The organism is Rhizobium sp. NXC14, from assembly GCF_002117485.1.
Lineage (GTDB): Bacteria > Pseudomonadota > Alphaproteobacteria > Rhizobiales > Rhizobiaceae > Rhizobium.
In genome coordinates this window covers 1,147,940-1,163,727 of record NZ_CP021030.1, presented here as the reverse complement: position 1 = coordinate 1,163,727, position 15,788 = coordinate 1,147,940, and the positions used below count along the sequence as shown (strand labels likewise).

Here is a 15,788-nt window from a genome sequence, read left to right as displayed (position 1 = left end):
CTCCCTGCGGCCGCCGGTATGGATCTTCTACCGCCGATCGGTGCCCCCTGGGCCATCCTTGCGATCTATGAAAGCTTCGGCTTCATCCACCACGCGTTTCTTGATGGCATCGTGAGCATCGGACGCAACGTCCACGGCCTTGTGATAGACTTCCGACGCTACCTCTTTGCCTTGCGCGACGACGTCCTCGGCCTGATGGCTGAGGCTATCTCTCGTGCTATCTGCGGCTTCGCCGACTAACTCATCCTCGGTATCGGTATGGGGCAGCGCCGCGCCGATCGCTGCACCGACCGCGAAAGCCAGGGCACCGCCGACGAGCGGCTGGTCGCGGAAATGGGTGAGGATCGACTCGTTGAGTCTCCTCGTTTGCTCCTGAAGACTGGTCGCCGCCGAAGAGGATCGGCTCGACAGCGAGCTCGCCGCGTCAGACGCACGGGCGCTGAGGTCGCTCGCGGCGCTTTTCGCCTGCTCCCATTTCTCCGCCGCCCAGCCGGTTGCCGCGTCGAGCATTGCACCAGTCTCGTCGGCGATCTGATTGATCTGCTTTCCGCTAGCGTCGGCGAAGCCACGATAGGTATTGCCCGCCTCGTCCATGAAATGGCCGGCACGACCTCCTGTTTCGTCTGTCAACGCTTTCAACCTCTTGCCGGATTCATCGGCAAAATGGCTGTAACGGGCTCCGTTTTCCATTGCCGGCGGGCCAATCCGGCGAACCCGTCCAGTCGCCGGGTAAAGCGGGTATTCAGGATCCTTGCTCCAGGTCGCCGTGTCGCCTGATGAAGGACTGCCTTTTGCCATGAGCCAGGCGAGGCTCACGCCCATCAGCGCGACCGGCAGAGGGTTCGCCTTGAGGGCGTGGCCAAGATTGCTGACATACTCTGCGCCGCCGCTTCCCTTGGCATATGCGATGACCTCATCGATGAGCTGGCCCGGCGACATCCGTTCCTGAATCGCGTCAATCCGATCTCCTATGCGGCGGCGGTCTTGGTCGATCTCCCACTGAAGCTCGGCCGATGTTTTTTCCGTTGAATTTTCCATCAGATTTTGTCCTTCACAACATCAACGTCGCGGCGAAGCGAAGTCGCAGTACGATCCAGTTTCATGTTGTTGGCGCGAAGCGCGGCGAGGCCCCGGGAGACCAAGCCCCAAGCGATCCCGGCAATGATGATGCCGACGATCAGAGAGGCGAGCGCACCTGCAGTGGTTTGGGTAAAACCCTGTGTCACGAGGAAGGCCGCGAGACCGCCGACAAGCGCACTCAGCAGGACGCCGACTGCCCCGATCGCCAGGACCAATCCGAATAGGAGAACCTCCACGCCGCTGAGCGCCTGCGAAAGTTTTTCCGAGGCTTCCGTCTTGGCAAGGTCGATTTCCTTGCGGAGCAGGCCCGTGACATCACCCACGAGGCCACTGACGAGCTCGGAGAGGGGTGTGTTCTCTGAAGTTTTAGCCATTGTTCTCGCCTCCGGTCGTTGCGGCGCCGGGGCGCAGGCCAATCGACGGTTCGTGCGGCGCGGCAACTGTTTGCCTTTTCGCGGAGGCCGTCAGGAAGCGGCTTGCCGCCAGGCCCGCAAGTGCGGCGATCCCGAGAAAGGCGAGCGGTTGCTTGCGCCCGAAATCCTCGGCCATGGTGGCGATTTCGCCGATGTCCTTGCCTTCCATCCGCCGAGCGACGGTCTGCACGCTCCGCCCGATTTGCCTGGCGTATCGCCCGACCTCAGCCTGACCGGAGCTTTCCATTTCGGCGCCAGCTTTCTCAAGTGCCGTTGCAACGCCGCCAACCTGGCGAGCAGCGAAGCTGGTGCGTTCGGAAATGACTTCCTTGGCTTTCTCGACGGCCGTGTCGGCGCCTTCCTTGATCGCTTCCTTGGCCGTGGAAATGTCTTCGCTCACCTTCGCTTCCAGATCGGAAACGGACGTGCGCGTTCCCGGCGAAGAACCAAAAGCTGGGGATGCGGATGGTGTCTGCGCCGTTGCGCTTCTTCCTGCCGGATCTGTGAAATCGTTTTGCATGTCTAACCTCCCATCTCGTGGCGGCGACTGCCGCAGCCCCGAACCACGGGTGCCCCGCTTTGTTCCGCGAATGCCAAACGTTCCGCTTCGGCATAGCTCAGATCTGCGACTGCAATGAAGCAGCGCCGTCCTCGGCCTCCTTCTTGATCTTTGGCAGGCGTGACAATGGACGCTGCGACGTAACGCTCCTCCCTGTCGCCATCGTTGAAGTAGTAGACGGCGAGCAGGGATCCCTCCCCGCGTTTTACCATTCTGGGATAACCGAGATCAGCCGTGCCGCCGTCGCTGCGGATGACCTTCTCGGCGCCCCATGTCTCGCCGTCATCGAAACTCATGCGCATCCGGATACCAAATGGCGGATCACGGTAGCCGTAGACGAGCAGCAGCATGCCTTCGATGCGTCCGAGCGCTGGCGGGTTGCCATTGCTGCCGGTGTCGCCGACAATGCAGCCTTTCCGTGTCCAGGTCTTCCCTTCGTCGTCGGAGGTGAAGGCTTCTATCCAACCCTTGCCACCGCCCCTCCCCATGCAGCGCGTCAAGGTCAGCATGGCGCCACCGGAAAGCGCCACCGATGCCGGCATGATCGAATAGCCCTCAGGTTCCGGGCCGACAAAGCCTTGAAGGAGGAAGCTGCGCCCGCCGTCCGCAGTGCGCGCGCAGAACACCCTGCCTTCCGAACCGTCCTCTTTGGAGGTGCTGAGCATGAAGAGCGCATGTTCCCTGCCAAGAGGCACGATATCGGTGCGCGCCGAGATCGGAAGGTGCAAACCGGTGAAACTATACGGACCCTGCCATGTCAGGCATCGATCCCGGCTGACATAGAACCAGCTGACCGCGTCGCCCTCTACATCGGTTCTGGCGCACATGACGATCGTCTCGGGATCGAGAAAGTCTATGGGTTCATCCAGACGGCCGAGGTCATCACGAACCGACAGATGCGGACGGATCTTGAGATCGACGTTCAGGTGCTCATCGGCCGAAAGCGAGAGCCCACCGGGCACCCGGCCGCAGAACGGCTCGTCCATCCATGTCAGTCCGCCATCCAGGCTGCGTGCCTGCCAGGGTACGAATGGATAATCACGATCCAGTTCGTGCAATTCCCCCTTCGCTCCGAGTTTGCCGCGCGCGAAGACGACAACGATTTCCTCACCCCAGGACCAGAGGCCATAATTTGCCGGCCAGGCTGCGAACTCGCCCTGTCTCCTGTAGATTTCAATATGGCGGAATTGCATGTTCATTGGGGCTTCCGCTGTCATAGCGTCTCGACTGGAAGTGCCCGCACGAGCAGTTCATCCTGGCCGAGCAGCCGTTCGAGTTCGCGACGGTATTGGCGCCACCACGCCCGATCGAGACTGCCCACCATGACTTCGATCACTATGACGGTATCTTCTTCAGTTCCCTCGTCATTGGACCAAAGCCCTTTTGCGGGGGAATTGAGATAGGCCGTCACACCGCCATGGCGCTCCGTCATCTCGCGCTGAATTGTCGCGATAATGTCTCCGATGTCGATCGTCGCTTGCGGCGCTGCCGGAATAAACAACTGAATCAAATGCATGTGGAATTCTCCTCGTCTCGCAAACTTCGCAGGTCTGACGAGGTTCCAGCCCGCCTCTAAATCTGGTGCGATGTCATGGTGTCGGCTCCGCGCCGAAATCGCCGATATCCGTCGGACGACAAGGAAAGCGGCAACAGGCGGTGGGCGCCGTCGCGCATGGTGCACCGGGCCGCGGTGGCGAGCCCAGACGCAAGGTGCCGTCATAGGGCTGATCAAGCATCCCTTTTCAGTTCATCCCGAAGACAGATACCAATTAGCCTTGACTCATCAATTAGTCACGACTATTGTGTTTACATGATCGAGACCACCCCAATTACCACCGTCATGCGCGCCCTTGCCGATCCTACCCGACGGGCGGTGTTCGAGCAGATCGTCCTCTCCAAGGAGATCACCGTCGTCGAACTGACACGGGCGAGCACCGTCACGCAGGGCGCCGTCTCGCAGCACCTCAAGGCGCTGAAGCAGGCGGGCCTCGTCGCCGAGCGCCCCGAGGGCCGCAATGTCTATTACCGCGCCGAGCCCGAAGGCCTTGCGCCGCTTGTGGACTGGATGAGCCATTACGGCACCTTCTGGCGCAAACGTTTTGCCGATCTCAGAACCTTGCTGAAGGAAATCGATCCATGACCGACACCGCATTGAAGCCCGACACGCAGGAGATTGTCGTCGACGAAGTGTTCCCGCACGCGCCGGAAACAATCTGGAAAACGCTGACGTCAGCCGAGCTGATGGGCCGCTGGCTGATGATGCCGGCGGGCTTCGAGCCGGTCGAAGGCAAGCGCTTCACCTACCAGACGACGCCGGCCGGCGCCTGGGACGGCACCATTCACTGTGAGGTGCTGGAGGTGAAGCCGAATGAGCGTCTCTCCTATGCCTGGAAAGGCGGACATGCCGAGAATGCCGGCTACGGCTCGCCGCTCGATACCGTCGTCACCTTCCTTCTCTCCAGGACGGAAAACGGCACACGGCTGCGCCTCGTTCATTCCGGCTTCCTGCTTCCGAGGAATGAAACCGCCTTCCAGAAGATGGGCGAAGGCTGGAAGAAGGTCGTGAAGAATATCGGCGCCCTCGCCGGCAGCGAGGACTGATCCGCACGAGCCACATCACAAATTTGTTCAGGAGAAAGCAATGAGCAAGCCTTATACCGGCGGCTGCGCCTGCGGCGCCATCCAATACGAGATCTCGGCCGAGCCGATTGCGATGAACGACTGCCAGTGCCGCGATTGCCAGCGGACGAGCGGCACCGGCCACGGATCCTATCTGACCTTCCCGAGCCGGCAGGCGGTGAAGCTTGAAGGAGTGGCCAGCCACTGGCAGATGGTCGCCGACAACGGCAACGTCAAAACGCGCGGCTTCTGCCCGGCCTGCGGCGCGCCTGTTTACCTGACCTTCTCATACATGCCCGATTTCTTCACGATCCACGCCGCCAGCCTCGACGAGCCCGAGCGATATCAGCCGCAAATGGCAACCTACACCGTCCGCGGCCTTGCCTGGGATTGGGTCGATCCCGACGTGCCGAACTTCGAAAAGATGCCGCCGATGTGAGGCTGGCGCAGCGCCCGCAAAATGGTCTCTCGGGTGCTCGGACGCGAGCGGGGAAGGTCCCGCTCACGACATCGTCGCTTGCCCACCGGGGTCGAGTTTCTTCCTGCCATTGCGGATTCCATAAATTATCTTGACATTTCCCCGCACAGAATATAACCATTTGGCTATATAGCTAACTGGTGATGCATGGACGACAGGCTTGATGCGATTTTTTCCGCCCTCTCCGATCCTACGCGGAGAGCAATTCTCGCGCGGCTTGCCAATGGCAAGGCGACCGTAGCCGAGCTCGCCGATCCCTTCGCGTTGTCTCAACCTGCCATCTCAAAGCATCTCAAGGTCCTGGAACAGGCCGGGTTGATCCGCTCTGGCCGGGAAGCGAATTCGCGTCCCCGCATCCTGGAGCCGGCAGCCTTGAAGACAATTGCGGATTGGATCGCCGATTACAGGCGCTTCTGGGATGAAAGCTTTGATCGTCTCGATGACTATCTGTCCAAGGTACAAGGAAACGAAAATGACCAAACCCGAGACCGAAACAGACAATAGCCGTGACTTGGTTCTCGTGCGAAGGTTCGATGCTCCATGCGATCTCGTTTTTGGGGCATGGACCGACCCGAAAGCCCTGGTGCAATGGTGTGGCCCTCACGGCTTCAAGGCGGTCGGCGACAGGCTGGAAGCCTGGCCAGGCGGCAGACACCGCGCCTGTCTGATTGCCCCGGATGGAGAAGAGCATTGGGTCGGCGGAAGATATCTGGAGGTCGAGCCGCCGCACAGGCTTGTCTTCACCCATGCCTGGGAGACCGCAACCGGCGAAACCAGCCCCGAAACGATCGTCACCATCACCTTCAGGGAAAGCGACGGCGGCACGGAAATGACTTTTCGGCAGAGCGGATTTGCCAGCGCATCCTCGCTTGAGGGTCATGAATCCGGTTGGTCTCAAAGTTTCGAACGATTGAACTCTTTTCTGGGAACCGCCGAAGGGCAAAATCATGGGTAAGGCGGCGATGAAGCTCTACTATTGCGAGACGCTCAATCCGCGAAAGGCATGCGCCGCCGCGCGTTTTCTTCAAGCCGACGTGGAGTTCGTCAGGGTTGACCTGGCGAGCGGAGAACAGCGAACCGCGGAATTCCTGGCGCTGAACCCGAACGGGAAAGTCCCGGTGCTGCAGGAGGAGGCCGGGACCTTATGGGAAGCGAACGCCGTCATGTGCAGGCTGTCCGACACAGTCGCGTCGGATTTCTGGCCGCATGACCATCGGCAGATCGACGTGCTGCGCTGGTTGAGCTGGGATGCCAGCCATTTCACCCGGCATGGAGCAACGCTGTGGTTTGAAAGTTTGATCAAGCCGTTGTTCGGCGGGAAGCCTGACGTCGCCGTGATCGAAGACGCGAAGACGAGTTTTCGGCTCCATGCCCGGGTGCTCGACGATCATTTGGCCGAGAACAGCGTCGCCGTCGGGAAGACACTGACCGTTGCCGATTTCGCACTGGCAGCTGCGCTTCCTTATGCAACCGCTGCCGACATACCACTCGCCGAATTCCGGCATATCCAGAAGTGGTACGAACGGCTTGAAGAACTGGATGAGTGGCGAAACCCCTTCCCAGGCTGAGAGGCATGTGCCAAGGATTATTGCGGGTCTGGAAGGCCTTACGCCGACATTTCGTTGAGAACATCGTCGTCTCTCGACCTCTTTTCCGCAGGAACGATTTGTGCCTATATTGCCGCTATGCCGAGCACACCACGCCGTAATAGGCCGCGTTGCTGCAAAGCGTCCTGGGCATTGCCAAACCGGCGGGTACATTCTGTCGTGAGCACCACAAAGTACTTGCTGATCTTGCCGCTGATGGCGGTCATCGCCTACATGGCGATCGTGGCTCTGGTCTATTTTTCGCAGGCAAGACTGCTTTATCCCGGAGCCGGCGCCACACCTGCTCCGGACCACCCGAGTTGGGGCGAGTCGGTCCACGTCAAGACGCCCGACGGCGAGATGCTTCAGGGATTGTACAGCCAGAGCGACAGCGACAAGCCCTGCGTGCTCCTGTTTTTCGGAAACGGTGACCGCGTCGACAATTACGCGTTTCTCGCTCAGGCGCTGGCCGCGCGCGGGATCGGCTTGCTGGCGATTTCCTATCGCGGCTATCCCGGATCGACCGGCTCACCCAGCGAACAGGGGCTGCTGACAGACGGCATCGCCACATTCGACTGGCTTTCGGCACACGCCGGAAGCGAGATCGTCGTGCTCGGCCGGTCACTTGGCACCGGCGTCGCCGTGAACACCGCCGCGAAGAGGCCGGCCGCCGGGGTCATTCTTGTATCGCCGTACCTGTCGGTTCTGTCGGTTGCGCAGGCGCGCTATCCGTTCCTCCCGGCTGAAATTCTTCTCAAGGATCCGTTTCGCTCGGACCTCAACATAGGCAAGGTCAGACAACCGAAGTTGTTCCTCCACGGGAGGCTTGATGACAGCATCCCACTGTCTTCAGGGCAGGCGCTGTACGAGATCGCACCCGAACCCAAGCGAATGGTGATCTATGACAGTGCGGGTCACAACGACATCTTCAGCGATAGCCTGGTCGGCGACGTGGTCCGTTTCGTGGAAGCGCTGAAAGGAGGCGGTCCCAGATCCCGTCAGGAACAGGAGCCGGTTCCCGGCGTGATCGAGCGATAGATGGCTTGACTGTGTGATCAGCAGACAGTTAGCGCTTTTGGCGTCACGCACCGCCACCACATAATCGTTTCGCTTTTTCAGATTGAGGACCACGCATGGATGCGCAAGCCAAAGTCGACCTTCCAACTCCGAGACAAAAATGGGGTTGGGCGACGTTGCTTTGTGTTCTGGCATCGCCAGTCTTCCTCATTCTGAAAACACTCGCTTTCATGATTGGCCCGAATGCGTTCCTGTTTTTATTCGGGGCGTTCATCCTCGTCGCTGTCGTGGGTTATTTTCTTGGCCCCGTGTCGGTGGTTTGGAGTGGGTATATAGCGTTAACCGAGGTCGTTCTTGGCCTTTCGGAAGACCACCAATACTTCTTGTGCTGTTCGTCGAAAGACCGATTTGAAGCAGAAGTTGCTTCATGGGTGCCAGTTTTGATGTTTCCGGCAGGAATGACGAACTGCCTACTTTTAGCCCGGTCTGTGTTTTGGAAATCCCTCACGCCCCGACAGATGATGTTGGTTGTCGCGGTCTCGACTGTTATCGCGCAAGGTCTGTTGTGGTACTACGAACGGCAAGAGGTGATTGTGAATTGCTCGGCCGTTCAGTGTAACTTCTGAAATGATTTGCGAATTGATTGAGGCATATACCAACTCACGTCGCCTAACCTCAAGCTATAGGCATTAACCAGCCCCTATTCAAATTTGCTACCCGATCCCGGATCTTTGCAACCACCACCAGTGCGGCCGATCCGCAACGGCCATATCGGGACGGGGTACAGCCGCCTTGGCAGACCTGCAGGAAATCAACCAAGGCAGCCGATCAAAGCACCTCACTGCCGTGCGCGGCCTACGCATGCGCCGGCCGCCAATGCGGATAGGTGATATAGGCGGTGAGCGCGCCCTCCTCATGCGAGCGGATCGTCACGGTCTCGCCCTTCGGCATATAGACGATCTCGCCCGGCCCGGCGCTGACCGTTCCCGCCTCTGTCGAAACCGAAAGCCGCCCTTCCAGAACGATCATGACATCGTCGACCGCCATCGTTTCGGTCAGGCTCTGACCTGGCGCGTAGCGTCCGTAACCGATGGTGATCGGCCCGCCATGCCGCTCATCGACGAGATTGCCGACGCGGATATCTGCCTCCTGCCCCGGGGAACGCTCCAGCGAAGCGTCGGCGATCGTGAATTTCTGCATCTTCATCGTCTACCTCCATGCCGCCGGCTTAGGTAACGCGGAAATCTCCTGCGCCAAGTCCGCAGCGTGGCCGAGCCACGAAAGCCCCGGCTTCATCGGCGCATAGAGTGGCAAAGGTCGCGTCGTCCGCACCCATTAGCCAGCCTGCAGCTGAACTCCAGTGCACCAAGGGCGTGTGAGGAATGACAGAGTTCTACCAACAAAGAGCTAATTGGAAAGTCCAAAGGATCGGAGCATAGTCCGCGCAGTGGAGTTCAGCGCGCGTGGGGAAAAGCGGGACACTGGACTCCCGCAGCCACGCCTCGACGACTTAGCAGACAACATTGACAGGTTGATGCGGAGGTAGCGTGATGGCGCAGGGCGTTGTTTCTCTCAGCGGGACTCTGACTCAGAATCAGACCTTGGCGGCAAACGTCACCGATGTTGACGGGTTACCGTCAGGGACGGTCATTACCTATCAGTGGCAGCAGAGCAGCGATAACGGTGCCACATGGAGCAACATAACAGGTGCAGCCACAGCCGCCCTGACCTTGCAGCAGGCTCAAGTCGGAAAGCGGGTGCGGGCAACCGCTGTTTACACCGATGCTTTGGGTAACCAGGAACTGGTTGCCAGCACCACCAATACCGCCATCGCCAACGTAAGCGACATAGGCGTAGTCGCGATCACCGGTACACCCGTACAAGGCCAAGCCCTGACCGCCGCGGTCTTGGATCTGGATGGGCTCGCCAATGTATCGATCACCTATCGCTGGCAGCAACTGATCGGAAACACCTGGAGCAACATCGCGAACGCCACAGGCTCGACGTGGACGCTTCAGGCAGCGCAGGTCGGCAGGCAGGTCCGCGTCCAGGTAACCTATACCGATCAGTCGGGAGGAACCGAAAACAATCGAACCAGCCTGGCCACATCCCCGATCGTCGCGAGCAATCCTGCCGGCAACGACATTGGCGTCGTTTCCATCATCGGGGCCGCAAATCAAAATCGCACGATCGCGGCTGGTGTTACCGATGTCGACGGGCTCCCGGCCGGGACCATCGTCGCTTACCAATGGCAGCAAAGCAGCGATGGCGGCGGCACGTGGGGCAACATTGCCGGCGCCACTGCGAAAACCCTCAGCCTGCAGCAAGCACTGGTTGAGAAGAAGGTTCGAGCGACCGCCACCTACACCGATGCCCTTGGCAACAACGAGACGGTCGCAAGCGGTCCGACGACGGCAGTCGCCAACGTGAACGACGCAGGCGTGGCGACGATCACCGGTACGCCCGTTCAGGGCCAGGCCCTGACCGCGGCCGTTACCGACCTCGATGGGCTCGCCAACGTGTCGATCACCTATCGCTGGCAGCAGCTGATCGGGACGACCTGGACCGACATCGCCGGAGCCACCGGTCCGAGCTGGACACTCCAGGCAGCGCAGGTGGGCAGGCAAGTCCGTGTGAGGACCACTTACACCGATCAGCTGGGTGGTGTCGAAACCAACCGGGCGAGCGCGCCGACCGCAGCGATTGTCAGTGCCAACAACCACCCGGGTGTGCTTGGCATCAGCGGGACGGCGACGCAGGGTCAGGTGTTGACGGCCGCCGTCACCGACGCGGACGGTGTGCCGGGATCGGTGAGCTATCAATGGCAGCAGAGCAGCAACGGCACCACGTGGAGCAATATTGGCGGAGCGACTGCCAAGACGCTGACCCTGCAGCAGGCCCAGGTCGGCAATTTCGTGCGGGCAACAGCCAGTTACATCGACAACCTGGGCAACAGCGAGAATGTCACCAGCCCGGCGACGTCCTCGGCAGTCGCCAATGTCAATGATCCCGGCGTGATCTCGATCACTGGCATAGCGAGCCAGGGCCAGACCTTGACCGCCAGCCTCAGTGACATCGATGGCCTGCCGGCAAGCGTCAGCTATCTGTGGCAGAGCAGCGACAACGGCACTACGTGGAGTGACGTCGCGAGCGGGCAAAGCCTGACACTGAGCAGCAGTCTCGTCGGCAAGCGCGTGCGGGTGAATGCCACCTATACCGACCTGCGTGGCACTGGCGAGACCGTCGTGAGCGCGGCGACTGCCCCGATTACATCGGTAAGTTCCGCCCCCGTCAGCCTCTTCACCACCCAGACACCGGCCCAACCCAACTTCACCGACGGGCCCGGAGTGGATTGGGAAGTCGGGATGCGCTTCGTCAGCAGCAATACCGGTTCGATCCAGGCGGTCCGCTATTACAAGGCCCCCAGCGAGACCGGCACCCATGTCGGCCGCATCTGGTCGGCCACCGGGCAGCCGCTGGCAAGCGTCACCTTCACCAATGAGACAGCCTCAGGCTGGCAGCAGCAGACCTTGGCAAGCCCGCTGGTCATCAATGCGGGCACCACCTATGTCGTCTCGGTCAATGCCAACAGCTACTATTCGCTGACCTCGAACGGCTTCGCCAATCCGATCAGCAATGGCGGATTGACCGCCCCGGCCGGCGCCGGTGTCTACAACGAAACCATCGGCACCTTTCCAGCCCTCGTCTACCAGAACGAAAATTACTTCCGCGACGTCGTCTTCTCTGCTGGATCAAGCGTTGCCTTGCGGGACAACGCCACCATCTACGTCAGTGAAACAGCGGGCGCTGCAACAATCACCGTCGTTCGCACAGGCAGCACGAGCGGGCAGCTGACACTGGAGTACACGACCAACGAGGTCGGCGGCGCCGGAGCGGCACAGGCTGGAGCGGACTATACGCTGCCGACCTTCAATGGCCGAGCCAATACCGGGCAAGTTGTTTTCGAGGATGGCGAGAGCAGCAAGACGTTTTCCATCCCAATCGTCAACGACCCTGATGCCGAAGGGACCGAGACATTTTCCGTCGGCATCCAGAATCCCGGGCCTGGTGGCTCGCTCGCAGCGCCGCGGACTGTTCTGGTCTCGATCGTCGACAACGATTCCGCACCAACCATCTCCTTGAACAATCCGGTCATCACCTTATCGGAGGCGGCCGCCGCCGCCACTATCACGGTTCAGCGCAGTGGAAACATCGACGCCACGGCCACCGTCTCATATGCAACGAGCAATGGCAGCGCGATCGCGGGCTCCGGTTATACGACAACAACGGGCGTGCTCACCTTTGCCGCAGGGCAAGCGATCCAGACCATTTCTGTCCCGCTGCTCAACAACACGACGGCCGAGAGCAACGAAAGCTTCACTTTAACCTTGAGCAACCCGACAGGTGCTGTCCTGGGGAGCCAAACGACTGCGACCGTCAACATCCTGGATGACGACAGCAACCTCGGCAATCTGGTCCGACAGACCGTCGTGTCCGGCTTGACCGAGCCAACGGCCCTCGATTGGACCCCCGATGGCCGCTATATGATTGTCGCGCAGCAGAATGGCATTGTGCGGGTGGTGGACAACGGCACGCTCAGATCGACGCCGCTTGTCGATTTGTCCAGCCAGGTCAACTATACGCCCGGAGACCGGGGGATGCTGGGGCTGGCAATTCATCCGAACTTCGCGGCAAATCCATACGTCTATCTGCTCTACACCTACGATCCGCCAGAAACCGCGACTGGAACGGGCCTGGCGGGACCGGACACCAAAGGGAACCGTCCTTCGCGCCTCGTTCGGCTTACGGTCAACCCCAACACGATGATCGCCGATCCGGCCAGCATGGTCGTGCTGGCCGGTACCAATAGCACCTGGGCATACACCAGCCGTCCGGATCTCGACAGTACCGGCGCTGTGAACATACCGCCGTCCGGCATCGTGAACGGCACCACCATTACCGCCCCTGCAAGCCAGATCGAGGTGGGAACGCAGGACAACGATCCAGATCGCGCCGGAATCCAGAACCAGAATATTCGGGACTATCTGGCGACGGACAGTGACTCCCATTCCAATGGAGCACTCCATTTCGGGCCCGACGGCATGCTGTACTTCAGCAACGGAGACGGCACCTCATACAATTTCATGGACCCTCGCACGGTTCGCGCTCAAGACGTTCACAATCTGTCCGGCAAAGTCCTGAGGATAGATCCGATGACCGGCGCGGGCGTTCCGGGGAACCCCTTCTATGACCCCGCAGATCCGAACAGCAATCAGTCCAAGGTATTCTATTCGGGCGTGCGCAACGCCTATCGCTTCACCTTCGATCCAGTGACCAACCTGCCCGTGCTCGGAGATGTCGGCTGGACCACTTGGGAGGAAATAAATACCGGCCCTGCAGGATCGAATTTCGGCTGGCCCTATCTGGAAGGTCCTGGCCGAACGGGCGGCTACCAGGATCTCCCTCAGGCGATCAGCTTCTACAACAATGGTAACCGAAACAGTCCTTCTGATCAGGCTGCTGTTTTTCCGCTGCTATCGAGAAGCCACGGTTCGCCCGACAACGCCACTGCGATCACCGTCGGGGACTTCTACAACGACAACACCCTGATGTTTGCGGATCTTGTCAATGGAAATGTCTACACCGCAACGATGAACGCAAGCCGGCAGATCTCGAACGTACAGGTCTTCGATACGGGCGTCGCCTATCTGGTAGACATTCAGAAGGGACCGGACGGCTGGCTTTACGGCGCTGATTTGGGCACCGGCACTATCCGTCGCTGGGCAGACCCCAATGCGCCGACCGGCGCGACCCTGTTGACACCGACTTGAGCCGCAGCATTCAGGATGGGATTGGTGGCACGGCTCATTCGGTCGTCGTTAAGCGGTGTGCCGCTGGCCACCGCTGAAGTCGTCTGGTTGAAGCTCCGCAATTCCTTCAAAGCTGAAGGTCGCCCCTTAGGGCATATTGAACGCGTAACAGGCGATGCCGAGACAATGAGGGAGGTTGGTGATGCCGCTGAGAACTAATCGGTCAAGCTCAGGGTTCAAGAATATCGGCATATTCAACTTCCTCCGCAAAATCCTGGTGGCAGTACTTCCGCCAGTTCTTTCAGCAAATCTTTCATTCGGTGCGGAAAGGACATTTAAAGTTCCTGGCTTCACTCACCCGTTTAGAGTTACGACGGAGCGCAATCAGCCGGGCGGCTTTACTATGGTGAAAGACCCGCTGGATCAGTACAACGCGGCCAAGGTGTTCAAGTTCTCGATCAATCCAGGCCCGTGCGTGCAGGACGACTGCGAGCAACAGTCGGCTCGCGCGACGGTTCAGCAGGGACGCAAGGCCAAGCAACCCAAGGAGGCATGGTATGGCTGGGACATGTATTTCGTGCCCGACTTTCCAATTGGTTCGAAGCAGGTAAGAGGTCACGAGATATTCGTCGAATTCAAGGATCAGGACCAATGCCAACTCGTGGCCCTGACCACCAATCCCCATAGCAACGACCAATTCCTTTCATGGAGTATGGAAAAGCCAAGCGGGAAGCAGATGACCCAGTTCGGCGGTGACTGTATTGACCTTTTCGACATGCGCGTCGCCTCTATCAGGGAACTGGCGGGCGCTTGGCACCGTTTCGAACTCTTTGTCCGATGGACCAGGGAAGTCGACGGACGCTTCTTGATGTTTCTGGATGGGAAGCAGGTCGTGGACTATCACGGCGTTACCTGTTTTTCATGCGATAAGCTAAATTACTTTCTTTTCGGCAACTACCTGTGCTGCACGACTGGCACCAAATTGGTGGTGCCCGCGACAGTCTACTATCGCTACGTCAGCATGGCGAAATCTCGTGAGGCTCTCGTTTGGAAGTAGCTCAGCAGGATCGACGGCGATGGGGCTCCGCAAACAACGAAGTTTGCGGAGCCGAAGTGCACGGAGGGAGGTGGGCGGCCCGTCATCAAAATTTCCACGACTCACGAACCAATCCGCCGTCCTTGATCAGCAAATGTGTTCGACACTTATGTTCATTTGGCTGGGCTGAGAAAGAAGTCGTGCGTCGCGTTGGGAGCCCACTGGGAAACTTACTCCGCACGACCCCACTCCGGGGTGGGGTGGATCGCAAGCAGAAAAGGCGTGTGCGATCCGAAGTTACTACCTCTCTGCCGGCGATCCGGTGACTTAACCTCACTGTGCTGCCTGTGGTTCCGGTACACTACCGGACAAAGAGCCCTCGCAAGGGGGCAAGTCTTGGCAGGCGACGCCAGGCATTGTGGACATTGGAACATGAGCCGCCGCCAAACATTATGTGCTTGCAACCTGGCTCATTCCCATTGAAGGAGATTCCACGTGAATAACTTAATCTGGCTCGTCGGCGCCGTCGTCATCGTGCTCGCTATCCTGAGCTTCTTCGGCTTCCGTTGAGAAAGAAGTGCGGCGGCTCAACTGCACCATCCATGAACGCAGGAGCACGCCGCTACGCCGGACGAAGAACCCGACCGGCGCAGCATGTTATATGGGGAGCATTAGCAGCGACTTAAATGTCTGCTGCCGTACCCACTGTGGATCGAGGTTGTCCGGTCGAACTCGCGAACTGGATGCGTCCGCGTTTGATGGCGCCTCACATGGAAACGGCGCCATGAGGCGCGGGCGTTAGAACCCCTCACCTTGATACGATCCGAGGATGAATTCGATTGAACATCACTCGGCGATTTTTTTCGAATTGTCTTGGAAGTGGGCTCGAGCAGTCTCGTCAAGATCGATCAGCTTGTCGATCGCTTCCTCAACAGCGGCGGGGTGATCGGGCATAGTGCGGTTCCGGTACGATGCCGGACAAAAAAGCCCCGCCGAAACGGGGCAAGTCTTGACAACACGGATCGCACAGGAGGAACACCCGTGCTTTCCTATTGCCTCAACGAACGAGGACCGGCTAGGTTCCGTTACAGCGTTGGAGATAGTTAAACTCAGCTTCGGCCCTTCTTAATTAGGCCAATCTTCGCTTGCTACGGTTTCGATTCTCGCCAGCCCGCCGCCCAAGCTTCGTC

16 protein-coding genes are annotated in these 15,788 nt (G+C 59.5%); 10 read left to right on the top strand and 6 right to left on the bottom strand.

The window, feature by feature from the left end:
• Positions 1-27: 27 nt before the first annotated feature.
• Genes NXC14_RS05720 through NXC14_RS05700 form a run of 5 tightly spaced genes read right to left on the bottom strand, consistent with a single transcriptional unit; the run spans position 28 to position 3,568 of the window.
• Positions 28-1,038: a YtxH domain-containing protein gene (locus NXC14_RS05720; RefSeq protein ID WP_085777338.1), complete on the bottom strand. Its 1,011-nt coding sequence runs from the start codon at positions 1,036-1,038 to the stop codon at positions 28-30.
• A complete protein-coding gene (locus NXC14_RS05715) occupies positions 1,038-1,454 on the bottom strand; it encodes a phage holin family protein (protein WP_085777337.1) in 417 nt (138 codons plus the stop codon). The genes NXC14_RS05720 and NXC14_RS05715 overlap by 1 nt, the downstream gene beginning before the upstream one ends.
• Complete coding sequence (locus tag NXC14_RS05710) at positions 1,447-2,013, bottom strand: nutrient deprivation-induced protein (protein WP_085777336.1); 567 nt, start codon at positions 2,011-2,013, stop codon at positions 1,447-1,449. Before NXC14_RS05710 ends, NXC14_RS05715 begins: the two co-directional genes overlap by 8 nt.
• Positions 2,014-2,015: 2 nt before the next feature.
• Positions 2,016-3,251 (bottom strand): sialidase family protein, encoded by a 1,236-nt coding sequence (locus NXC14_RS05705; RefSeq protein ID WP_245362134.1) that lies wholly within the window; start codon positions 3,249-3,251, stop codon positions 2,016-2,018.
• Between the two features lie 14 nt (positions 3,252-3,265).
• Positions 3,266-3,568, bottom strand: a complete 303-nt coding sequence (locus tag NXC14_RS05700; protein ID WP_085777335.1) for a hypothetical protein — start codon at positions 3,566-3,568, stop codon at positions 3,266-3,268.
• 294 nt (positions 3,569-3,862) lie between these two features.
• Between NXC14_RS05700 and NXC14_RS05695 the strand changes: the two genes are divergently transcribed.
• The 8 genes from NXC14_RS05695 (at position 3,863) to NXC14_RS05660 (ending at position 8,378) form a co-directional block, all read left to right on the top strand.
• Positions 3,863-4,192 (top strand): metalloregulator ArsR/SmtB family transcription factor, encoded by a 330-nt coding sequence (locus NXC14_RS05695; protein WP_085777334.1) that lies wholly within the window; start codon positions 3,863-3,865, stop codon positions 4,190-4,192.
• Complete coding sequence (locus NXC14_RS05690) at positions 4,189-4,653, top strand: SRPBCC domain-containing protein (protein ID WP_085777333.1); 465 nt, start codon at positions 4,189-4,191, stop codon at positions 4,651-4,653. The genes NXC14_RS05695 and NXC14_RS05690 overlap by 4 nt, the downstream gene beginning before the upstream one ends.
• A gap of 40 nt (positions 4,654-4,693) precedes the next feature.
• Positions 4,694-5,110 (top strand): GFA family protein, encoded by a 417-nt coding sequence (locus NXC14_RS05685; protein ID WP_085777332.1) that lies wholly within the window; start codon positions 4,694-4,696, stop codon positions 5,108-5,110.
• 186 nt (positions 5,111-5,296) lie between these two features.
• A complete protein-coding gene (locus tag NXC14_RS05680; RefSeq protein WP_085777331.1) occupies positions 5,297-5,653 on the top strand; it encodes a metalloregulator ArsR/SmtB family transcription factor in 357 nt (118 codons plus the stop codon).
• On the top strand, positions 5,622-6,104 hold the full coding sequence (locus NXC14_RS05675) for an SRPBCC domain-containing protein (RefSeq protein WP_085777330.1): 483 nt from the start codon (positions 5,622-5,624) through the stop codon (positions 6,102-6,104). Before NXC14_RS05680 ends, NXC14_RS05675 begins: the two co-directional genes overlap by 32 nt.
• Positions 6,097-6,717, top strand: a complete 621-nt coding sequence (locus tag NXC14_RS05670) for a glutathione S-transferase family protein (RefSeq protein WP_198175506.1) — start codon at positions 6,097-6,099, stop codon at positions 6,715-6,717. Before NXC14_RS05675 ends, NXC14_RS05670 begins: the two co-directional genes overlap by 8 nt.
• Positions 6,718-6,915: 198 nt before the next feature.
• Positions 6,916-7,773 (top strand): alpha/beta hydrolase, encoded by an 858-nt coding sequence (locus tag NXC14_RS05665; RefSeq protein ID WP_085777329.1) that lies wholly within the window; start codon positions 6,916-6,918, stop codon positions 7,771-7,773.
• A 95-nt stretch (positions 7,774-7,868) separates the two neighbouring features.
• Positions 7,869-8,378 carry a hypothetical protein gene (locus tag NXC14_RS05660; protein WP_085777328.1) on the top strand — a complete coding sequence of 170 codons (510 nt, stop codon included), beginning with the start codon at positions 7,869-7,871 and terminating at the stop codon, positions 8,376-8,378.
• Between the two features lie 229 nt (positions 8,379-8,607).
• Here NXC14_RS05660 and NXC14_RS05655 read toward each other — a convergent pair whose 3' ends face one another.
• Positions 8,608-8,958, bottom strand: coding sequence for an AraC family ligand binding domain-containing protein (locus tag NXC14_RS05655; RefSeq protein WP_085777327.1), 351 nt, complete (start codon positions 8,956-8,958; stop codon positions 8,608-8,610).
• A 344-nt stretch (positions 8,959-9,302) separates the two neighbouring features.
• On the opposite strand from NXC14_RS05655, the gene NXC14_RS05650 reads away from it, so the two are divergent.
• Entirely contained in the window at positions 9,303-13,583 is a 4,281-nt protein-coding gene (locus NXC14_RS05650; protein ID WP_085777326.1) for a DUF4082 domain-containing protein, read from the top strand.
• Positions 13,584-13,764: 181 nt separating this feature from the next.
• Positions 13,765-14,619: a heparin lyase I family protein gene (locus tag NXC14_RS05645; protein ID WP_085777325.1), complete on the top strand. Its 855-nt coding sequence runs from the start codon at positions 13,765-13,767 to the stop codon at positions 14,617-14,619.
• Positions 14,620-15,788 lie beyond the last annotated feature (1,169 nt).